Source organism: Paenibacillus sp. RC67, assembly GCF_030020805.1.
Classification (GTDB): domain Bacteria; phylum Bacillota; class Bacilli; order Paenibacillales; family NBRC-103111; genus Paenibacillus_S.
Genome location: NZ_CP125098.1, coordinates 2,953,325 through 2,970,445, shown reverse-complemented (window position 1 = coordinate 2,970,445; position 17,121 = coordinate 2,953,325). Strand labels below are relative to the sequence as shown.

General features: G+C 46.7%; 15 protein-coding genes and 1 pseudogene. 3 read left to right on the top strand and 13 right to left on the bottom strand.

Annotation, left to right across the window (positions count from 1 at the left end; all coding sequences use genetic code 11):
• Positions 1-22: 22 nt before the first annotated feature.
• Together QMA13_RS13565 and QMA13_RS13560 are read right to left on the bottom strand one after the other, a co-directional pair.
• Positions 23-469 carry an NUDIX hydrolase gene (locus QMA13_RS13565; RefSeq protein WP_282942037.1) on the bottom strand — a complete coding sequence of 149 codons (447 nt, stop codon included), beginning with the start codon at positions 467-469 and terminating at the stop codon, positions 23-25.
• An 80-nt stretch (positions 470-549) separates the two neighbouring features.
• Positions 550-2,351, bottom strand: a pseudogene (locus QMA13_RS13560) (2-oxoacid:acceptor oxidoreductase subunit alpha).
• Between the two features lie 220 nt (positions 2,352-2,571).
• On the opposite strand from QMA13_RS13560, the gene QMA13_RS13555 reads away from it, so the two are divergent.
• Both QMA13_RS13555 and QMA13_RS13550 read left to right on the top strand, forming a co-directional pair.
• Positions 2,572-3,555: a hypothetical protein gene (locus QMA13_RS13555; protein WP_282942036.1), complete on the top strand. Its 984-nt coding sequence runs from the start codon at positions 2,572-2,574 to the stop codon at positions 3,553-3,555.
• Entirely contained in the window at positions 3,555-3,821 is a 267-nt protein-coding gene (locus tag QMA13_RS13550; protein WP_282942035.1) for a GntR family transcriptional regulator, read from the top strand. Before QMA13_RS13555 ends, QMA13_RS13550 begins: the two co-directional genes overlap by 1 nt.
• Before the next feature lie 116 nt (positions 3,822-3,937).
• Here QMA13_RS13550 and QMA13_RS13545 read toward each other — a convergent pair whose 3' ends face one another.
• The 9 genes from QMA13_RS13545 to rocD all read right to left on the bottom strand — a co-directional run bounded on the left by QMA13_RS13545 (position 3,938) and on the right by rocD (position 14,694).
• Positions 3,938-4,423, bottom strand: coding sequence for an NUDIX domain-containing protein (locus tag QMA13_RS13545; protein WP_282942034.1), 486 nt, complete (start codon positions 4,421-4,423; stop codon positions 3,938-3,940).
• A gap of 19 nt (positions 4,424-4,442) precedes the next feature.
• Positions 4,443-5,336: a phosphotransferase family protein gene (locus QMA13_RS13540; protein ID WP_282942033.1), complete on the bottom strand. Its 894-nt coding sequence runs from the start codon at positions 5,334-5,336 to the stop codon at positions 4,443-4,445.
• A 29-nt stretch (positions 5,337-5,365) separates the two neighbouring features.
• A complete protein-coding gene (locus QMA13_RS13535) occupies positions 5,366-7,171 on the bottom strand; it encodes an ABC transporter ATP-binding protein (protein WP_282942031.1) in 1,806 nt (601 codons plus the stop codon).
• Between the two features lie 24 nt (positions 7,172-7,195).
• Positions 7,196-8,938 carry an ABC transporter ATP-binding protein gene (locus tag QMA13_RS13530; RefSeq protein WP_282942030.1) on the bottom strand — a complete coding sequence of 581 codons (1,743 nt, stop codon included), beginning with the start codon at positions 8,936-8,938 and terminating at the stop codon, positions 7,196-7,198.
• A 203-nt stretch (positions 8,939-9,141) separates the two neighbouring features.
• Positions 9,142-9,933 carry an aminoglycoside adenylyltransferase domain-containing protein gene (locus QMA13_RS13525; RefSeq protein WP_282942028.1) on the bottom strand — a complete coding sequence of 264 codons (792 nt, stop codon included), beginning with the start codon at positions 9,931-9,933 and terminating at the stop codon, positions 9,142-9,144.
• Positions 9,934-10,040: 107 nt separating this feature from the next.
• Entirely contained in the window at positions 10,041-10,955 is a 915-nt protein-coding gene (gene rocF, locus QMA13_RS13520; RefSeq protein WP_282943390.1) for an arginase, read from the bottom strand.
• A 23-nt stretch (positions 10,956-10,978) separates the two neighbouring features.
• Positions 10,979-11,908: a proline dehydrogenase family protein gene (locus QMA13_RS13515; protein WP_282942026.1), complete on the bottom strand. Its 930-nt coding sequence runs from the start codon at positions 11,906-11,908 to the stop codon at positions 10,979-10,981.
• A gap of 18 nt (positions 11,909-11,926) precedes the next feature.
• Entirely contained in the window at positions 11,927-13,477 is a 1,551-nt protein-coding gene (gene pruA / locus QMA13_RS13510; protein ID WP_282942025.1) for an L-glutamate gamma-semialdehyde dehydrogenase, read from the bottom strand.
• Between the two features lie 23 nt (positions 13,478-13,500).
• The gene (rocD, locus tag QMA13_RS13505) at positions 13,501-14,694 is read right to left on the bottom strand and encodes an ornithine--oxo-acid transaminase (RefSeq protein ID WP_282942024.1); all 1,194 of its coding nucleotides are present in this window, start codon (positions 14,692-14,694) and stop codon (positions 13,501-13,503) included.
• Positions 14,695-15,359: 665 nt separating this feature from the next.
• Between rocD and QMA13_RS13500 the strand changes: the two genes are divergently transcribed.
• Positions 15,360-15,620, top strand: coding sequence for a DUF2533 family protein (locus QMA13_RS13500; protein WP_282942022.1), 261 nt, complete (start codon positions 15,360-15,362; stop codon positions 15,618-15,620).
• 86 nt (positions 15,621-15,706) lie between these two features.
• On the opposite strand, the gene QMA13_RS13495 is transcribed toward QMA13_RS13500, so the two are convergent.
• Positions 15,707-16,339 (bottom strand): NUDIX hydrolase, encoded by a 633-nt coding sequence (locus QMA13_RS13495; protein WP_282942021.1) that lies wholly within the window; start codon positions 16,337-16,339, stop codon positions 15,707-15,709.
• A gap of 78 nt (positions 16,340-16,417) precedes the next feature.
• Positions 16,418-17,083: a rhamnogalacturonan acetylesterase gene (locus QMA13_RS13490; RefSeq protein ID WP_282942020.1), complete on the bottom strand. Its 666-nt coding sequence runs from the start codon at positions 17,081-17,083 to the stop codon at positions 16,418-16,420.
• Between the last annotated feature and the right edge of the window lie 38 nt (positions 17,084-17,121).

Here is a 17,121-nt window from a genome sequence, read left to right as displayed (position 1 = left end):
AAAAAATAGGAGCAGAGCCAACTTACTCGTGGCCCCGCATTTCCATAATAGAAGTAAGTACCTGCATGACAAATGGTGTCGTTTGCAATGCTTTGGCCTCTTCAAGCTGGAACCATTTAGCTCCGAGCGAGTCTTGTCCATCCCCGCAGGTCTTCAGTTCAAAATTTTGATGATTCAAATGAACATGATAGATCATGCCAATATGATGCAGATGTTCCAATTGGTCCTCCGTATAGGGATAAACCATCGTATAAGATAAGGCAGTTCGAAGGGTGCCATGAATGCCGTCAATCCCTGTCTCTTCTACAAATTCACGTTTGAGTGCAGTATAGGGCTCTTCCCCGAACTCTATCGAGCCGCCCGGTAAATCCCATTTTCCTTTGTGCGGGCCTCTAGCTTTTTGAATCAGCAGGATTTGTTCGTTGCGAATCAGCACGCCGTAAACTCCTATATGCGTATAGTTTATCATAGAGCACCTTACACCTCATCTTTAATTGTCTCATGTGGCCTCATTCTATTAGCTGCTTAGTCCAATGATATCACTGGAATCTAAAGTTTAACATCCCTTGGAAATGCACCTTCCAGATCCTTGTGAATAGCATCTCTACAAAATGTAGTAACTTCGTTTGGAATAAAGGCGGTTCCATCATATTTCATAAGGGAGCCGACTCCCGACTTTCTACCTAAATGCAGACGAATTAAAGATGCCAACTGTCCCGTTGCATTATGTTCGATAATGACGATCTTAGCGGCAGCTGCAAGAAACGGCTGTAGCGTTTCCGTCGGAAAAGGCTGCAGTTGTCTAACCGTAATACGGTTCGATCTAATTCCTTCTGACTCCAATCTTATTCTGACCTCGTCCATGACACCCCGGGTTGACCCCATCCCGATTAAAAGCAAATCCGGAGCAGAATGAGGCGTATCCACCGCTAGAGGATGGTTGGTCGTTATGTGGTTTAACTTTCGCATCCGTTTGTCCATCATCATCCTTCGGTTAGCAGCACTCTCTGATGCCCGCCCATGTTCATCGTGCTCCACCCCGGTTACATGATGGATACCCTGCTTCATCCCTGGCCTCGATCTTGGAGATATTCCGTCCGGAGTGATCTCATAGCGCCGGAAAGAAGCGGTTTCTTTCTTTTGCGTTTCGACGTTTGTTGATTCCTCCGCCATTATCTCATCCATCCAATGCCCCCTATCTATGCTGATTCGTGAATAATCCAATTTCTCCGAAGTCTGCTTTCCCATGGAAAGCTGGAGATCCGTCAGCAAGATCACTGGACATTGATATTTTTCAGCCAGATTAAAAGCTTCGACCGTATCATAGAAGCACTCCTCGACTGTGCTCGGAGCCAGCACAATTTTGGGGATTTCCCCGTGAGTTCCGTGGATCATCGCCAACACATCACTTTGCTCCTGCTTGGTCGGCAGTCCCGTACTAGGTCCACCTCGCTGTGTATCGACTATGACCACAGGGGTTTCTGTCATTCCGGCAAGGCCGATTCCCTCCATCATCAGCGACAGTCCCGGTCCGGCAGAAGCGGTAAAAGCCCTTACTCCTCCATAGTTTGCTCCTATTGCCATCGTAATGGCAGCGATTTCATCTTCCGTTTGAATAACCGTGCCGCCAAACCGCGGCAAATGCTTCATCATATACTCCATGATTTCGGTTGCCGGAGTAATCGGATAAGCAGGCATAAATCGGCAGCCGGCAGCTATTGCCCCCATCCCTATGGCATCGTTGCCAATGAGGAACAGCTTTTCGATGCCATCGGCAGGAGCAAGCTGGAATTGGGATAACGGGCCCCCTGTGAGCGCCAATGCACACTCGGCTCCTTTTTTCGCAGCTTCTATATTTTTCTGTACGACAGCTTCCCCTTTAACAGCAAATTGTCTAGCGATAGCATTGAAGAACAACGACATCGGCAGACCAATGAGAGCCCATGATGCACCGGATGCTGCCATATTTTTAAAAAGGAGGATCCTGCCTCTTCGGCAATCGCTGTCATGGGTATCGGCAATAGACAGGCATCCACACCATTTGGAAGCACAGGCTTCCATAACTCGTCCGCAATAACGATTCCCCCGCGTGTTAATTCCTTTGCATTAAAATCAATAGTCTCCTGATCGAGAGCAACAAGCATATCCAAGTGATCCGCTACCGATCGGATAGGCCTCGTACTAATGCGAATGTTATTGTTCGCATGACCTCCCAAAATACGTGATGAAAAATGACGATAGCTATACAAATAATAACCTAACCGCGCTAATGCGCTGGAAAACACTTTATCCGTACTTTCCATCCCTTGCCCTTGCTGTCCTCCGACCTTCCACGTCAATTGCTCCCTCATTCGCCTGCACTCCTTTAAGGTTTACATTGAATACAGTTCCATTTTATGGAGCAAAGCATGAAAGAAACAGAATCCGTTTTCGATCATTTCGATCTATAATTGATATCGGTTTATACTCAACTGTTCTATTATTGTTATGATTTAATCACGATCTTATTTTTTCATTTTTGGTAACTTATTACATGATTTTCGCGTTTAAGGATACGAGGTGACTTTGCATATGAAAAAAATCGTTCCATTCCTGCTTTTGATCACAATTCTATTCTTTTCTGCAGCCACTCTACGCCCGACCTCCTGCTATGCTTGCTCCTGTGCATTTCCCAAAACTCCTGATGAGGCCTTTGACCGTTCACATACCGTATTTACAGGAAAAGTACTGGATGTAAAACAAAAGTATGCATCCTCAGAAAACTACGGTGCTGGAACCATAGCTTATCGAAACTTGGTCCTGTTTGAGGTCATGGACTCCTATAAAGGGGTAGCTCAAACTCAAATCATCATCGATGCCGGTTTCGGTGAAGACTCCTGCGGATACGACTATACTCTAGGAGAAGCTTATCTTGTGTATGCATCCAATGTTGGAACGAACACTCTCGAGCTTAAAACAGGCTACTGTTCTGGAACCAAGGAACTCGCGATAGATGATAATGACATTCAACAGCTACACAAGGAAAGCCTGCCTTTGAAGCACGTGGATTTGTCTGCACAAATGGCCTCTTCCCCTTTTGACGATATCCTTTACTTTGGGAATCGTTATCTTCACAAGCTGCTGCAGCCTTCCTTGCTTCTTTTCAACAGTATTGCTTTGGTCTGTCTTGCCCTGTTATCACTGGTCGCATTGGTCACTCGACATAAGTTTCCTTATCATAGAATCGGTGTTTACCTTGGCGCTGCCGCAGGTTTGTGGAATATGGCTTTGTTTGTCCAGTTAACCTTCTTCTCTACCTATCCGAAGGAAGCATATATGTATATCGTAGCGATACTTGTCCTGATCTTCTTACCTGCCTGTTTAGCTGTCGCTGCCTCGCTGTTAAAGTTCCGTTCTTTATTCCTAGTTGCGACGATAGGGTCTCTTCCTGGATTGTATATCACAAGCGTCTTCGGTATGGCCCGATGGTTTGCGGCCGGTGTATTCTGCTATGTGCTGGCAGCGATCTGGATGAGTATGCGTGGACATGGTAAAAGCAATACTAAAACCCTTTGATGAAATGGATACAGTGGATACAATGCAGTAAGCATTTGAACGAATTAAATCGGATATACGAGCTAGAGTATTGCAGGGGATGGGCTCTTGGGATCAAGCTTCCTTACAGCCGAGATTTTGCAGTATTTTATCGTTCCAGCGTAAATATAGTGGAAAAAGCTATAGAGGAACTAACATCGAAAGACTTATTGATTCGCGATAATCGTCGAGGAACGTTCGTTGCAACCGGGCTCAGAGCTGAATTCCCTCCCTCTGGATGCCGATAATGGGATTCCGCTTCAATTTAAGCCATTTGAGATTAAAACTGTTAGGTTGAGCTTATAGGGAGGAGCATTGTGCTCCTCCTTTTTATGAATATCTGGTCCGTCGAGCCCTTGCCCTTCTACACTTCACCATTTTTCAAATAAAACAAAATACCGGCACGATCGACACTAGAAAATTGCAGTGGATCTTCAGTCATTTTTTGCCTCAGCTCTTCCACACGAATCCACTGAACGTTGAGAGTATCATCCCCTTGCTCTAGCAGTTGACCTTCTGCCTTGCAGCGAAAATAATACCCTACCGAATCGATAGACCCGATCACGGTCTGATATGCGGCGAAAGGGCGTATACATTCCACCACAAAGTCCGAATTCATATTTCGTGTGTCTATGAATGTATTCTCTCCTTCAATCTCGGTGACCGTGAGCCCGGTTTCTTCTTTAACCTCTCTTCTCAAAGCACTGGTTAGAGATTCGAATGGTTCGATTCGCCCACCCGGAAGCTCCCATCGCTGCGGTTCACCCGATTTGTTGCGAATTTGAACGACGATCTCCGTCCCAGCACCTTCATTTCTCTCAATGATAGCTCTGGAATTAACAAAAAACATAGTTCTGTCTCCTCTCCTATTAAGCGTTCCATCCCGTTTCACGACAGAGTACGGCGACGCTTTCCTCATAGAATCGTCTATTTTTTTCCAGCCCTCTTTTGTTACACCACCCTACGGCACTAAAAGCATCGTAGAACGAATAGAAAGGCAGTACCAAATCAAGGTCAATCATAGGACGAATGCTGGAGTATCCTGCAATATAAGCCTGTTTTATATATGTACTTTCCCGCCATAAATAACGATCGACTTTTGTAAAATCAGCTTCGGAGGACCCACCTCTTGAGCTCTCGAAGTCAATGACACCCTTCAAATGCGATTGATCTACCAGCAGATTACCAGGTCGAAAATCCATATGGATGACACAAGGACCATCCGGTTCAGGGAGCTTTGTAAACACAGAATCGAAATGACTCAGGCATGCCTCAAATAATCCCTCAGGAAGCAGCTCCCTACAAGGAGCTTGGTATTTCTCAAACTGATTGCAGATATATCCCCTCCAATTCTGATGCTCCAAGTATTGAAAACCATTACGGCTATCATCGCCATATCCCGGCATCGGAACGGAGTGCAGCTGCGCATGCAGTACTCCAATATCGTAAGCAAGCCTCGTATCCTTGGTCTTGAAGAGAGGATACCCTTCCAATGCCTCTAGTAATAGCGCTCCGGTGTTATGTTCATCCCCTTCCCATAGATCAAGCACTCGAGGCACAGGAAGGTGATAATCCTTTAATCGGTTCAGCATGATATATTCCCTGTGCAGCTTGTTCCGATTAAACGGAATTTTAAGGTACACAGATTCGCCAGTTCGCAAGATAACCTGAGACACCTCAGAGCTGAATGAATCCGGGACCGGCCGTGTTTCCTGAGGTTCAAGGCCTAATGCCTTTATGGCGCTCTGAATACGATTTAACACGAATAGCCACCTCACTTTCGTTGGTCAGATCAACTGGTTTGATACCACTGTGCTTGTTCCTTGTAAAAAGCCGCATACCTGCCGTTAAGCATCATTAGATGATCGTGCGTACCATCCTCGATTAGGCGCCCTTGGTCTAATACAAGAATGCGGTCCGCATAGCGCGCCCAGCCAAGACGGTGTGAGACGAATAATGCCGTTTTACCTTGTCGTAGCTTACGGAACTGTTCGAACAATTCCACTTCGCTTGCCGGATCAATCGCCGCTGTCGGCTCATCCAGTACAATCAGTTCTCCCTGCCTGTACATCGCTCTTGCTATGGCTAGCCTTTGCCACTGGCCACCTGATAGTTCGAGGCCGCCTTCGCTCAGTTGACCCAGAGGAACATCCAAGCCTTTGTCAGATTGTTCGGCAAGCTTGTGGATTCCACTGTTCTCCAGCGCATGTCGAATCTCATGTTCCTCAGCCTCACGAGACAAGTTTCCCATGGCGACATTCTCGCGCAGAGTGAAGGAATAGGGTTCATGATCTTGAAACACAGCGCTGACGCGCCTCCATAGAGCTTGATGATGTCCACCCATTGCAGATAAATGCTTCCCATTCCAGCTAACATAACCTTCACTTGGTTCATATAAGCCGAGCAGCAGCTTGATAAATGTAGATTTTCCCGAACCATTATCCCCAACGAGTGCAATTGTTTCTCCTGCTCGAATCGTCACATCCAGCTCCTTGAGGACGGGCTTGTTCGAATTAGGATAACAATAGGCTACTTTTTCGAATGAGATTTCCTTCATTGCACCTATTCCTTCAGCTATCGGTTTCGTGTTGGGATCGTCAACTCGTTCTTTCAAAAAAGAGATAAGATCCGCCGCTTTACCTGCCTGCATGACCAGCTTGCTTAACGGCCACGACAGTCTCAACGAAGTTCCTTGTGATTGGAGCACCGTCTGGAATACAACGGCAACCATACCAGGAGTCAGTCCGCCCTGACCCATGAATAGCATCATAATGGCAATTGAAGCGAATGCGCCAGTAATATGTAGGAGGGAAATCCAGAATCCAAACTTGTTCTCTTTACGGCTCATAGCAAATCTGCGGGAACGCTGCTCTAACGTAGTCGTGCTCCATTGATGAATCAAGTACCCCGTTGAGTCAAAGAGCTTCGTTTCTTTTAACGTTCGGGAATCCGTAAGCTGATTCATCAAGTATTGGGATAAACGCCCCTCCGTCGTTAATTGTTTATCTAATTTTCTCTTGGATATTTCTATTTTCGTACGAAAATACAGTGACATACCGTTCATAGCCAGCAGCAGCCAGCCTAAAAGCCAATACCCTTGTGCAACGACGATAGCCATAGCCAATAAGGTTGCAAGTCTTTGAACCGCATCCACACCGTAACGCAGGATGCCTATTAAATCTTGACCTGCGGCCGATTGAGCCCGATGAAGCCGATCATAGAACTCGGTATGCTCGAATCGTTCCAACGTCACAGTCGTTGAAATTTTAAAAATCTGGGATTGCACATAGGCGGAAGCTCGATGGTTCATCAATTCATCCATGATATTTCTTAAGGAGCCCGCCAATACTTGCACGACCAAAGCTCCCACAAAAAGCAAAAGTGAAGGCAGCAGCTGTCCGATTGAAGATGTTCCTTTCACAATTCCATCGACAGCCGTATCAATCATATGCTTTTGAGATAGCATCAAGGGGATAACGAGCATCCCTATTCCCATGGGAACGACAAGCCATACGCTTGTAAGTACGGGCATTTGCTTCCAAATGTAATACAATAAGCGCAGCAGGTCGGTACTTGTACTTTTCATTTCCTTATCCACTGGATAACACTCCTCTCGGTTACGCTACACATACCAGGAAGCTTGGAGCCGATACAATCGCTCGTATTCTCCTTGTGCCGCCATGAGCTCTTGATACGTGCCATGTTCAACCAATCGTCCGTTTTGAAGCACCAATATACGATCGGCCATACGTGCTGCTCCTAAACGATGGGTTACAAGGAAAGCCGTGCGATTTCCAGCGATGTTTAAAAATTGCATGATCGCCAATTTCTCGGCCTGCGGATCTAATGCGGAGGTCGGTTCATCAAAAAACAGCACACTGCCGTTCCGGAGGTATCCTCTTGCGGCAGCTAAGGACTGCCACTGTCCTCCTGACAGCTCGATTCCTCCAAATTCCGGTCCTATTCGTTCGTCGAGACTTAAGCCCCAAGGGTGAGCATTAGCTTGCTTTTGCGCGGTTAAAAGTGCTTGATCATCATTCAGCCGCTCTATGCTTCCCAAAGCAATTTGTTCTCGTACAAGCAGGTTCATTTTGGTAAAATCCTGCAGAACAGCTGTAAACGATCCTCTGGCTTCGGCGGCAGTGAGCCGGTCTCCTTCCTTGGAAAACCACTCGACACTTCCTGAGTTGGGGGCATACAATCCCATGAGCAGCTTGACCAATGTTGATTTACCCGAGCCATTCTCTCCCACGATAGCTATTTTTTCCCCTGCCTCAATACAGAGGGATACCTCTTGAAGTGCTGGTTTTACTCTGCCCTCATAGGCGAATGTTAGCTGCCTAACCCGCACCGAATCAGCAGTAGGTCCATTGGTTGTTTGGTTAGATCCCTTTATCTGTTCATCTGTTAATGTTGGGACATAAACTTCATCCTCCTTAAGAGCTAAGAACCCCCTAAGATCATCCCAACGTAACCCGTGCTGCTTCAAGCTTGCGTGTAAATCCAGAAGCCCAGGCCATAACCCGCCTAGCCTTATAGCAATCTGCAGCAGCAAAGTAATTTCACCCGGTGAATTTCCACGGGAAGCGGCTATCACCATTACAATCGCTGCCATCAAACCACTAATTAAGGTCATCAACAACTCTGATGGAACCAGCAGCTGCTGTTCTTTTATTTTACGCTCCACTGTTTCTTGAGCGTTCTGAGAATGCAAGCGCATCCAATATGTTTGAAAGTAGTTACCCAAATCAAGGAGGCGTATTTCTTTCGCAGGAAGTCTGGAGGTCATCAGTTGGGCGATATACTGAGCGCGTCTGCGCTGCGGAACTTGCTGCTGCTCCAACAGCTCTGTTTTACGTGCTGCATAAGAACGCAGTGGAAGTTGAATAGGCAGTACAATAAGAAACAGGATAATGAAGAACCACTGTCCGAACCAGGCAAGAATTATAAGCAGCAGAACCGTTTGCAATGCTTCGTAGAAGTAACTGTAGCTATTCAGAAACAGAATATCAGGTGAGGCGCGTAACGCGCGAGTACGGAGATCTTTAATCGTTGGTGTTTCGAGAAGGGTTAGGCTTAGCTTGGCTGTTTTTTGGAGGACAGCCCGTTCGACTTCGTAAGCGCCAATTTCATTCAATCGATTGTGTGCCAAAAGAGATGCACGACCGATGATGGCTTGGATTATCATTACGGCGGCAAGCCCTATGGCTGCTACAGTAAATGATTGACCTATCCTTTCGCCATTCCAGCCAGTAAGCAGATCCACTACCCATTTAAGCAGCCACAGCTGTGCAGGCATGAGCAGCAGGTTAACGAAGTCTGCGATTGGCTTTACTTTGACCGGCCGAGCATCGGCCGCTTTCAAAAATAAGCTTGCTTCGCGTAATCGTTGCCTTAAATCACGAAAAATACAATCCACCTCGCAATAGGTTTATTTTTCCAGAGAATATCTATAATACCATGCTTTTGAAAAAGATCAACCGTTTTTTTAATAACCCTTTTTCAAAACAAAACCCACCAATCATGGCGGGTTCTGATTAATTTAAATTTGGTTACTTCGATCCGTCCCTACCCCATTTGGGTCAAACATTGTTCCGACATATACCGGATAAAAGTTTGCGTCTCTACGATTAACTCTCGAGGCGTATACTTAAGAAGCGAATCACCTTTGCACTCCCGAATCCGTATAGCTTCATTTATTATAGAGTGCCACCGTTCCGGCAGTCGTGCAAGCATCGCTTCCGCCCCTGCTTCCTTCGTCACCATTTCCCCCGTCACCAACGTTTCGTACATACGGCAAAGAGACAATACTCCGAATTCCACCATTACATCTAAGTCCAAGCTCTGGAAGTCTTCCGGATTACGCCGAGCCTGTCTCGCCCAATAGCCATGAATGTTCCGTTTAGTGATATCTAGGATATCTTCCCAATCTACGTCAATTGAAAGCGTGGCTGCATCGGGACCGAATAGTGTCAAGCCATAATGCTTCAGCTGGTACCAGGCAATATGATTATTCATATCCTCCCATTGGTACTGCCCATCCGATGTATATCGGTACCATTTCTGCCGTTGTGCTCTAGGGATGTCGCGGAGCTGAGTATACTCCCCTTCAAGCTTATGGGCACTTTCATTTTGCTTAAGTAGCCTTTCATGAACGGCTTGGATTCGTACTAAAGCTTCATCATCCAGCTTGTGAAGTACAGTAAAAAAGTCGATATCGCTGCGTCGAGGATTATGATGACCGAGCGCAGTCGATCCGTATAAATAAACCCCATACACCTGATGGGGCAGTTCTTCATGCAACAGAGCGCAATAGCTGTCCATAACTTCGCGGACCAATGCAGGCAGTTCACTAGACATCCCAATTCCCCCCAATTTCCAACCTATTAAGTTGAATTATACGCTAACATGGAAAGTGATGGGAATATCTGCAAACTGATAATAAGATGATAGTTTTGGAATTTGGTTTAGTCAGCATTCTTCTCCGTCGTCCCCAACAAGCTGCACATCAGCTCTACCGCTGCATGAGCAGTGCGGTTACGTAAATCCAGAGCCGGATTAACTTCTACGAAATCCGCACTAATGAGAGCTCCAGATTCAGCAAGCAGCCTCATACCAAGCTGTGCTTCACGAAGCCGGATACCACCGGATACCGGGGTTCCTACACCGGGCGCATCAGAAGAATCCAGGCCATCCACGTCCAAGCTTAAATGAACGCCATCCGTTTGTTCCGCAGCTAGGGTGATAGCTAGTTTCATAATCTCCCGGATCCCGAGCTGATGAATATCGCGGGCGGAGAACATTTGGATGCCAGTTCGACGAATAAGCTCTTCTTCTCCCGGATCCAGCGAGCGAGTTCCTATCAGAACAACGTGTTCAGGTAACACTTTGGGATGGCTGTTCCCAATACGCGTCAAGGATGGGTGCCCGTAACCAAGAGATGCCGCCAGCGACATGCCATGCACATTGCCGGATGGACTAGTTTGGATCGTGTTCAGGTCCCCATGGGCATCGAACCAAATGACCCCGATTCGCTTATGCTTCGCCGCTCCAGCAATACTGCCAACAGCAATGCTGTGGTCACCCCCTACAACGAGCGGAAATCGGCCATCATGAATCGAGGCAGCCACTCTGCGATGCAAGCGCCGATTCACATAAGCTACATTTTTTAAATATTTTGCTTTAGTACTTCCGATTTCCTCCCTAATCCTACGTGTTCCCGATAAGATAATATCCCCTGTATCCTCCACCTCTCGCCCACTCATACGAAGCTGCTGCACCAACTCCGCGCAACGCAAGGCATCTGGCCCCATACGGCACCCTCTGCAGCCCGCTCCAAGATCAAACGGGACACCAATAACGTCGATCGGTTTGTGCTCCATTGTCATGCAACTTCCTCCTTCCGTCACTTGCGCAGCAGCCCCTTCAGAACGAACAACAAATTGGCCGGTCTTTCTGCTATACGGCGGGTGAAATAGGGGTACCATTGTTTGCCGAACGGGGTATAGACCCGTACACGGTAACCGCGCTTTACTAACTGCAGCTGTAGTTGTGAAGCAATCCCGTATAGCATTTGAAACTCGAATTGATTGCGCGGAATGTGATGCTCCTCCACATAAGCTGTAACCAGATCAATAATTTTAGGATCATGTGTAGCGACAGCTGTATAATACCCTCCGTCGAGATGTGCTTTTACTAAAGACACGTACTGGCTGTCAACATCCTGTTTACTTGGATAAGCTACGTTGGCTGATTCCTTGTATGCTCCCTTCACAATCCTAACGTTTGCCGCATACTGCTCCAAACGGATTAAATCGTCTGGAGATCGGTACAAATACGCTTGGATAACAGTCCCGATGTGATTCGCTCCAAATCGTTTTACTAGCTTTTCAAAGAGTCCCAAAGTAGCTTCCGTAAGAGTGGAATCCTCCATATCCATTCGGACGAAATTACGGTAATACTTGGCGGCGGCAGCAATCCGCTCCATATGCTTTGCACTGACGGCTGGATCCATGCTGCAACCTAACTGACTCAGCTTTACCGAGACATGCGCCTCCAACTGTAGATCATGAATCTGTCTAAGCATCTGCATAATTTGACTAGCCGCTTCATCAGCCAATGCCGGTTCCTCGACACTTTCACCCAAATAATCTAAAGTTACGGCAAGCCCTTGACGATTTAACTCCTTTACTTTCTCCAAGACGCCTTCTAACGACTCCGCAGCAACAAATCGTTGGACCCCCATACGCATTCCGTATTTTCGGAACATCGACTTTACCCGCTCCTGCTCCGCCAGATGAAGCACAGCACGACGAAACCAGGAATCCATCGGCATATAACCCGACCTCCTTCTTCAAAGAAGCTCAGAGCTTACTTTTGACTGGGTGAACAATAGTAAATAGTCAGGTCCGCCCGCTTTTGAATCCGTACCCGACATATTGAATCCCCCGAAAGGATGCACACCTACCACAGCCCCCGTACATTTCCGGTTAATATACAGATTCCCGACATGGAACTGAGCTTTGGCTTTGCCAATATGTTCTCTATTACGTGTATAGACCGAACCTGTCAAACCGTATTCCGTATTGTTGGCAATATCCAAGCCATGATCAAAATCAGAACAAGCGGTAAATGCCACGACAGGGCCGAATATTTCCTCCTGCATAATGCGAGAATCCGGCGCAGCATCCGCAACGATGGTAGGCTCAATGTAGTATCCAGGCAGCTGCAGCGCATGACCACCGGCAACGATTCTGCCTTCTTGCTTCGCAATATCGATGTACTGCATGATCTTCTGAAAGGAGGCCGCATCTATCACTGGTCCCGTATCATTTGAAGCATCCGTCACATCGCCAACTTTTAGCGCTTTGGTTAATTCAATGCATCGGATCAACACTTCATCATATACATCCTGATGCACTATAGCTCGGGAGCATGCGGAGCATTTTTGTCCAGAATAACCGAAGGCTGATACAACAATAGCTTTGGCGGCTGCAACCAAGTCAGCATCACGATCAACAAGAATGGAGTCCTTGCCTCCCAGCTCACCTATAAACCGTTTGAGCCAAATTTGTTTTGGGTTCACCTTGGCGGTAAGCTCCTGAATATGAACCCCGACCTCTCGCGAGCCAGTAAATGAAACAAACCTCGTAAGAGGATGCTCGACCAGTCCATCGCCTATTTCGCTCCCGCTCCCCGGGACAAAGTTAACCACGCCCGACGGCAATCCGCAATCTAGCAGCAGCTCCACGAATTTTGCCGCAATGACAGGCGTTTGGCTAGACGGCTTCAATACAACCGTGTTTCCACACACGATAGCTGCCGTCGTCATGCCGGCCATAATGGCCAACGGGAAATTCCATGGAGGAATAATAACCCCGACACCCAAGGGTATATAGGACAGCTCGTTGCGTTCCTGTACGATAGACACCAATTCTTTGCGGCCACGGGTTGTTAGTTCTATCATTTGACGCGCATAATATTCCATGAAATCGATAGCTTCGGCAGTATCGGCATCTGCCTCTGCCCTGCTTTTGCCTGCCTCAAGCATTAACCACGCATTAAATTCATGCTTGCGCCTGCGTAGTGTCGCAGCTGCTTTGAACAAATAGTCCGCCCGCTCTTCAGCCGTTACCTGGGACCACGCTTTGAACGAATTCGCGGCACATTGTATAGCCTTTTCAGCTAATGCACGGTCAGCCCTGCCTACTTTTCCGATCATTTCACTTATATTGGATGGATTGATAGACTCTAGTACCTTCTCTGAATACAGCTCTGCTGCGCCAATACGAATCGGGTACGTTTGGCCAAGCTGCAGCTTCACTTGTTGCAATGCTTCCAATAGTTTCCGACTTTCTACCGGATCGGTAAAATCCGTTAACGGCTCTGGACGATAGGGAACCATAGTCCTCTTCCTTCCTAATAAACTCAATTTAATACAGCTTTTATTTTGCCTATTGCCCAATCAATCTGCTCTTTGGAAATGATTAACGGAGGTGCTAGACGGAGGGTGAAATGATGCGTTTCTTTGGTCAGCAGTCCCAAATTCATAAGCCGCTCGCAGTAAGGGCGCGCCGCAACCGATAACTCAATGCCAATGAACAGCCCTTTTCCTCGAATGTCTACGACTATGGAAGAGTGGAGCTCTTGTTTGAGCCTCTCTAGAAAATACTCTCCCATTTCACGGGAGCGAGCAATCAAATCTTCCTCCATCAGAACCTTAATCGATGCGATAGCAACAGCGCAGGCAAGCGGGTTTCCACCAAAGGTTGAACCATGCGAACCTGAGTCAAAAACGTCCATAAGCTCGCGGTTGGCGGCAATGCCCGATACAGGGAGCACGCCGCCTCCCAATGCTTTACCCAGTATATACACATCGGGAACGACAGAATCCCAGTCCGCTGCGAACCACTGACCTGAGCGCCCTAATCCCGACTGAATTTCATCTGTTATAAGCAGGATTTGGTGCTTGCTACAAATTGCAGCCGCCTCTTTCAAATACCCGTCATGGGGAATGATAATTCCCGCTTCTCCTTGAATCGGCTCCACCAGGAATGCTGCCGTCCTAGAGCTAATGGCTTGCTCCAAAGCTTCAATATCGTCATAAGGAATAACTATAAATCCAGGTGTAAAAGGTCCGAACCCCCTGCGATACTCTGGCGTGCTGGAGCAAGAAGTCGTCGTAACGGTTCTGCCGTGAAAGTTGTTCTCGCATACGATAATTTCCGCCTCGTCTTCAGGAATCTGCTTCCTACTATATCCATATCTACGCGCCAGCTTGATCGCAGTTTCCACTGCTTCAGCCCCAGTATTCATAGGGAGAAACGCTTCTTTTCCGGTAATACTCGCCAACAGCTCCAATAAATCTCCCATACGCTCATTATGAAACGCTCTAGAGGTTAGCGTCACTTTATCTGCTTGATCCTTCAAGGCTTGAATGATTCTAGGGTGCCGATGCCCTTGATTGAGAGCCGAGTATCCACTAAGCATATCCATATACCGCTTGCCTGCCACATCCCGAACCCATACGCCTTCGGCCTGCTCTATGACGAGGGGCAGCGGATGATAATTATGGGCTCCGAATTTCTCCGTTTTCCGAATCATTTCCTGAGTTCTTCTCATAGGACAAGTTTCCACCTCATTTCGCGGATTCACTTGATCGTTATCGTTTGCCTGCAATCCGTTATTCCAGCTTCGCTTGCACTGAGACCTTGTTTAAATTTTTGAATTTTCAGAAAATAATAGATAGACAGCGTTTGTATACCTATCTTATGTTTAGCCTATGCAGTTGGGTTGGGCACATGCCCAGTTTTATATAATTCGAACAGGCGTCTAGCAGACTGTGGAGCTGCAGCACTAACAGCAGGCTCTATAGATCACTCTATAAAGCCTGCTGTTTTATATAAGGCTCTCTCATCAAAGATGATACGGCTGGGACATACTTTACCCATCAAAACTGAGGTTGGATTCAATGCCTTCCTTCCCGGCTATGTCGCTGCAGGAGCTGGTTTAACTGTAGTTCCCCGTATTTTAGCGGAGAATCTCCATTATGCTTCACTTACCGCTATTCCAATAAGTGATGAAGGATTCGAGCGCGATATAGCATTAGTTATATTGCCTTCTGGTGAGGACAAATGACACTTGCTGCTGCCATTCTTCCCACTCACAAGTAGTTCCTCATTGAATCATAATTAGCTTTTTCTTGCCTGTGGGCACTCTAACGTAGTATCATATCTAGCATCAGAGGACTTCAATTACCTAACCCTGTCATAAAAGGAGCTTTAAACATGAGCGTTCACGAAGCGATAACCGCACATACCCGTAAAATGCATTCCCATTTGGAGCAATTCCAAGTTTTAGACGAGCAGCGTGAAGCTGCTATTGAACAGGCTCTAACTCTTTGTGCTGCAGGACAACCGTTCTCTATCGCAGAGATCAATGCATGCACCGCCAGAATTAATGAGCATGCCAAGCATGGAATCTCCCCTACTCGGCCTTATGTAACGGAGGATATGGTCAGGGACTGTGTCAAACGTTCTGCACAATAAGGCTGCTGCGTCCAACTAAACATAAGAAAAGCTTTGAACTGTCAAAGGAACGATTCCTTATCAGCTCAAAGCTTTTTTACTATTTTTTATCCGGCTTTCTCAATCGCGTTCAAAACCAGTTCAAAATAGGCTGACGAGTGCGGTACAAAGTCACAAGCTTCAAACGTCCGTTCGATGGGCCTAAGTTCACCGTTAGAATCTGGTTCAACCCCAACAGCTTGTATCGGTGACATTATTTGACCTTGAGCTAGTCGCCTAACGTCCGTTAGAGCAATCCGGTACAGCCCTGTAACTTCATCCTCTTGAAGCTGATACCTAAGCAGCGGTCTATCGTCTTTCAGCACAAACACATGACAAAATTCCCTGTCGATCTTGCCTTCGTCAAGAAACTGCTCCTCTTGGTAAATTCCGCAAGGAAACAGTCTGTCAAACGCTGTATGCACACCAAGCTCTTCCTCCAGCTCACGTACGCCATCCTCAACCGTCTCACCTGCAAGCAAATGCCCAGCACACGAAATATCCAGAAGACTCGGAAACGTATCCTTATCCGGATGTCTCATCTGAAATAAAACAAATATGTCCTCTGCCTGCTTGAAAAAAATCCAGCATTGAAACGTCTGGTGCCACAACCCTTGCCCATGTACTTCTCGACGCGTTGCCGTCCCCATGTGATGCATATCCTTATCAAAAATATCAAATGTCTCCACATCCTGCTTCATCAAGAGTACTCCTTGTCCTTACATTATTTGCCTCTTATTTTACCAGAAAAACGCAGGTTGGAGAAAGCTCCGCTTTCATTAGACGTAACTCGACAGCTTCATATTCATTTCCTTAATTCCATCTGCAACCAGCTTAGCAATCACTCGTGCTCCCTTATCGATAAAATGGGTACAATCAGTGCCGTTATGAGATATCATAAATAGCTCTCTGGCGCTTTCATAGCCGATGGTAGTAAAATGTTTCAAACTCATGGTCATTAGATCAAGAAGAGGTACGTGTTCTTCCTCTGCTACTTGTTCCATAGCGGTACAATAATCTTGAAAATCATTCAAGAACTGTCCTTCCTCATAATGCAATCTGCCAACCGGAGTAATCAGTAGAGGAATCGCTTGGCGATCACGAGCTCCATCAATATACATTTTCAAATATTGCTTGTACTCTGAATAAGGCTCGGTATACCTTTCTGGCTTGCTAACCGTAGCGTCGTTATGCCCCATTTGGATAAACAAATAATCATTAGGCTGTATTTCCTCTAAAATAGCGGTTAACCGTCCCTCCACCACGAACGATTTGGAGCTTCTTCCGCCAATCGCTTTATTAATGAAACGAACATCCTCGTTAAAGTAATCCGCTATGTATTGCCCCCAGCCTGCTTGAGGAGCTGAGCTTTCACTGTAAGTTTGAACAGTAGAATCACCGGCTAAATAAATGGTTATATTGTTTTTCTCGCTATTTGCTGTCATCTTGCTTCTTCCTCCCAAGGCTTCAAAGCATGAATTAA

What these genes read in the sequence shown, in the direction of transcription:
- QMA13_RS13565 (WP_282942037.1), bottom strand. Translation starts at nt 469, where the DNA reads ATGATAAACTATACGCATATAGGAGTTTACGGCGTGCTGATTCGCAAC.
- QMA13_RS13555 (WP_282942036.1), top strand. Translation starts at nt 2,572, where the DNA reads ATGAAAAAAATCGTTCCATTCCTGCTTTTGATCACAATTCTATTCTTT.
- QMA13_RS13550 (WP_282942035.1), top strand. Translation starts at nt 3,555, where the DNA reads ATGAAATGGATACAGTGGATACAATGCAGTAAGCATTTGAACGAATTA.
- QMA13_RS13545 (WP_282942034.1), bottom strand. Translation starts at nt 4,423, where the DNA reads ATGTTTTTTGTTAATTCCAGAGCTATCATTGAGAGAAATGAAGGTGCT.
- QMA13_RS13525 (WP_282942028.1), bottom strand. Translation starts at nt 9,933, where the DNA reads ATGTCTAGTGAACTGCCTGCATTGGTCCGCGAAGTTATGGACAGCTAT.
- rocF (WP_282943390.1), bottom strand. Translation starts at nt 10,955, where the DNA reads ATGGAGCACAAACCGATCGACGTTATTGGTGTCCCGTTTGATCTTGGA.
- QMA13_RS13515 (WP_282942026.1), bottom strand. Translation starts at nt 11,908, where the DNA reads ATGCCGATGGATTCCTGGTTTCGTCGTGCTGTGCTTCATCTGGCGGAG.
- pruA (WP_282942025.1), bottom strand. Translation starts at nt 13,477, where the DNA reads ATGGTTCCCTATCGTCCAGAGCCGTTAACGGATTTTACCGATCCGGTA.
- rocD (WP_282942024.1), bottom strand. Translation starts at nt 14,694, where the DNA reads ATGAGAAGAACTCAGGAAATGATTCGGAAAACGGAGAAATTCGGAGCC.
- QMA13_RS13500 (WP_282942022.1), top strand. Translation starts at nt 15,360, where the DNA reads ATGAGCGTTCACGAAGCGATAACCGCACATACCCGTAAAATGCATTCC.
- QMA13_RS13495 (WP_282942021.1), bottom strand. Translation starts at nt 16,339, where the DNA reads ATGAAGCAGGATGTGGAGACATTTGATATTTTTGATAAGGATATGCAT.
- QMA13_RS13490 (WP_282942020.1), bottom strand. Translation starts at nt 17,083, where the DNA reads ATGACAGCAAATAGCGAGAAAAACAATATAACCATTTATTTAGCCGGT.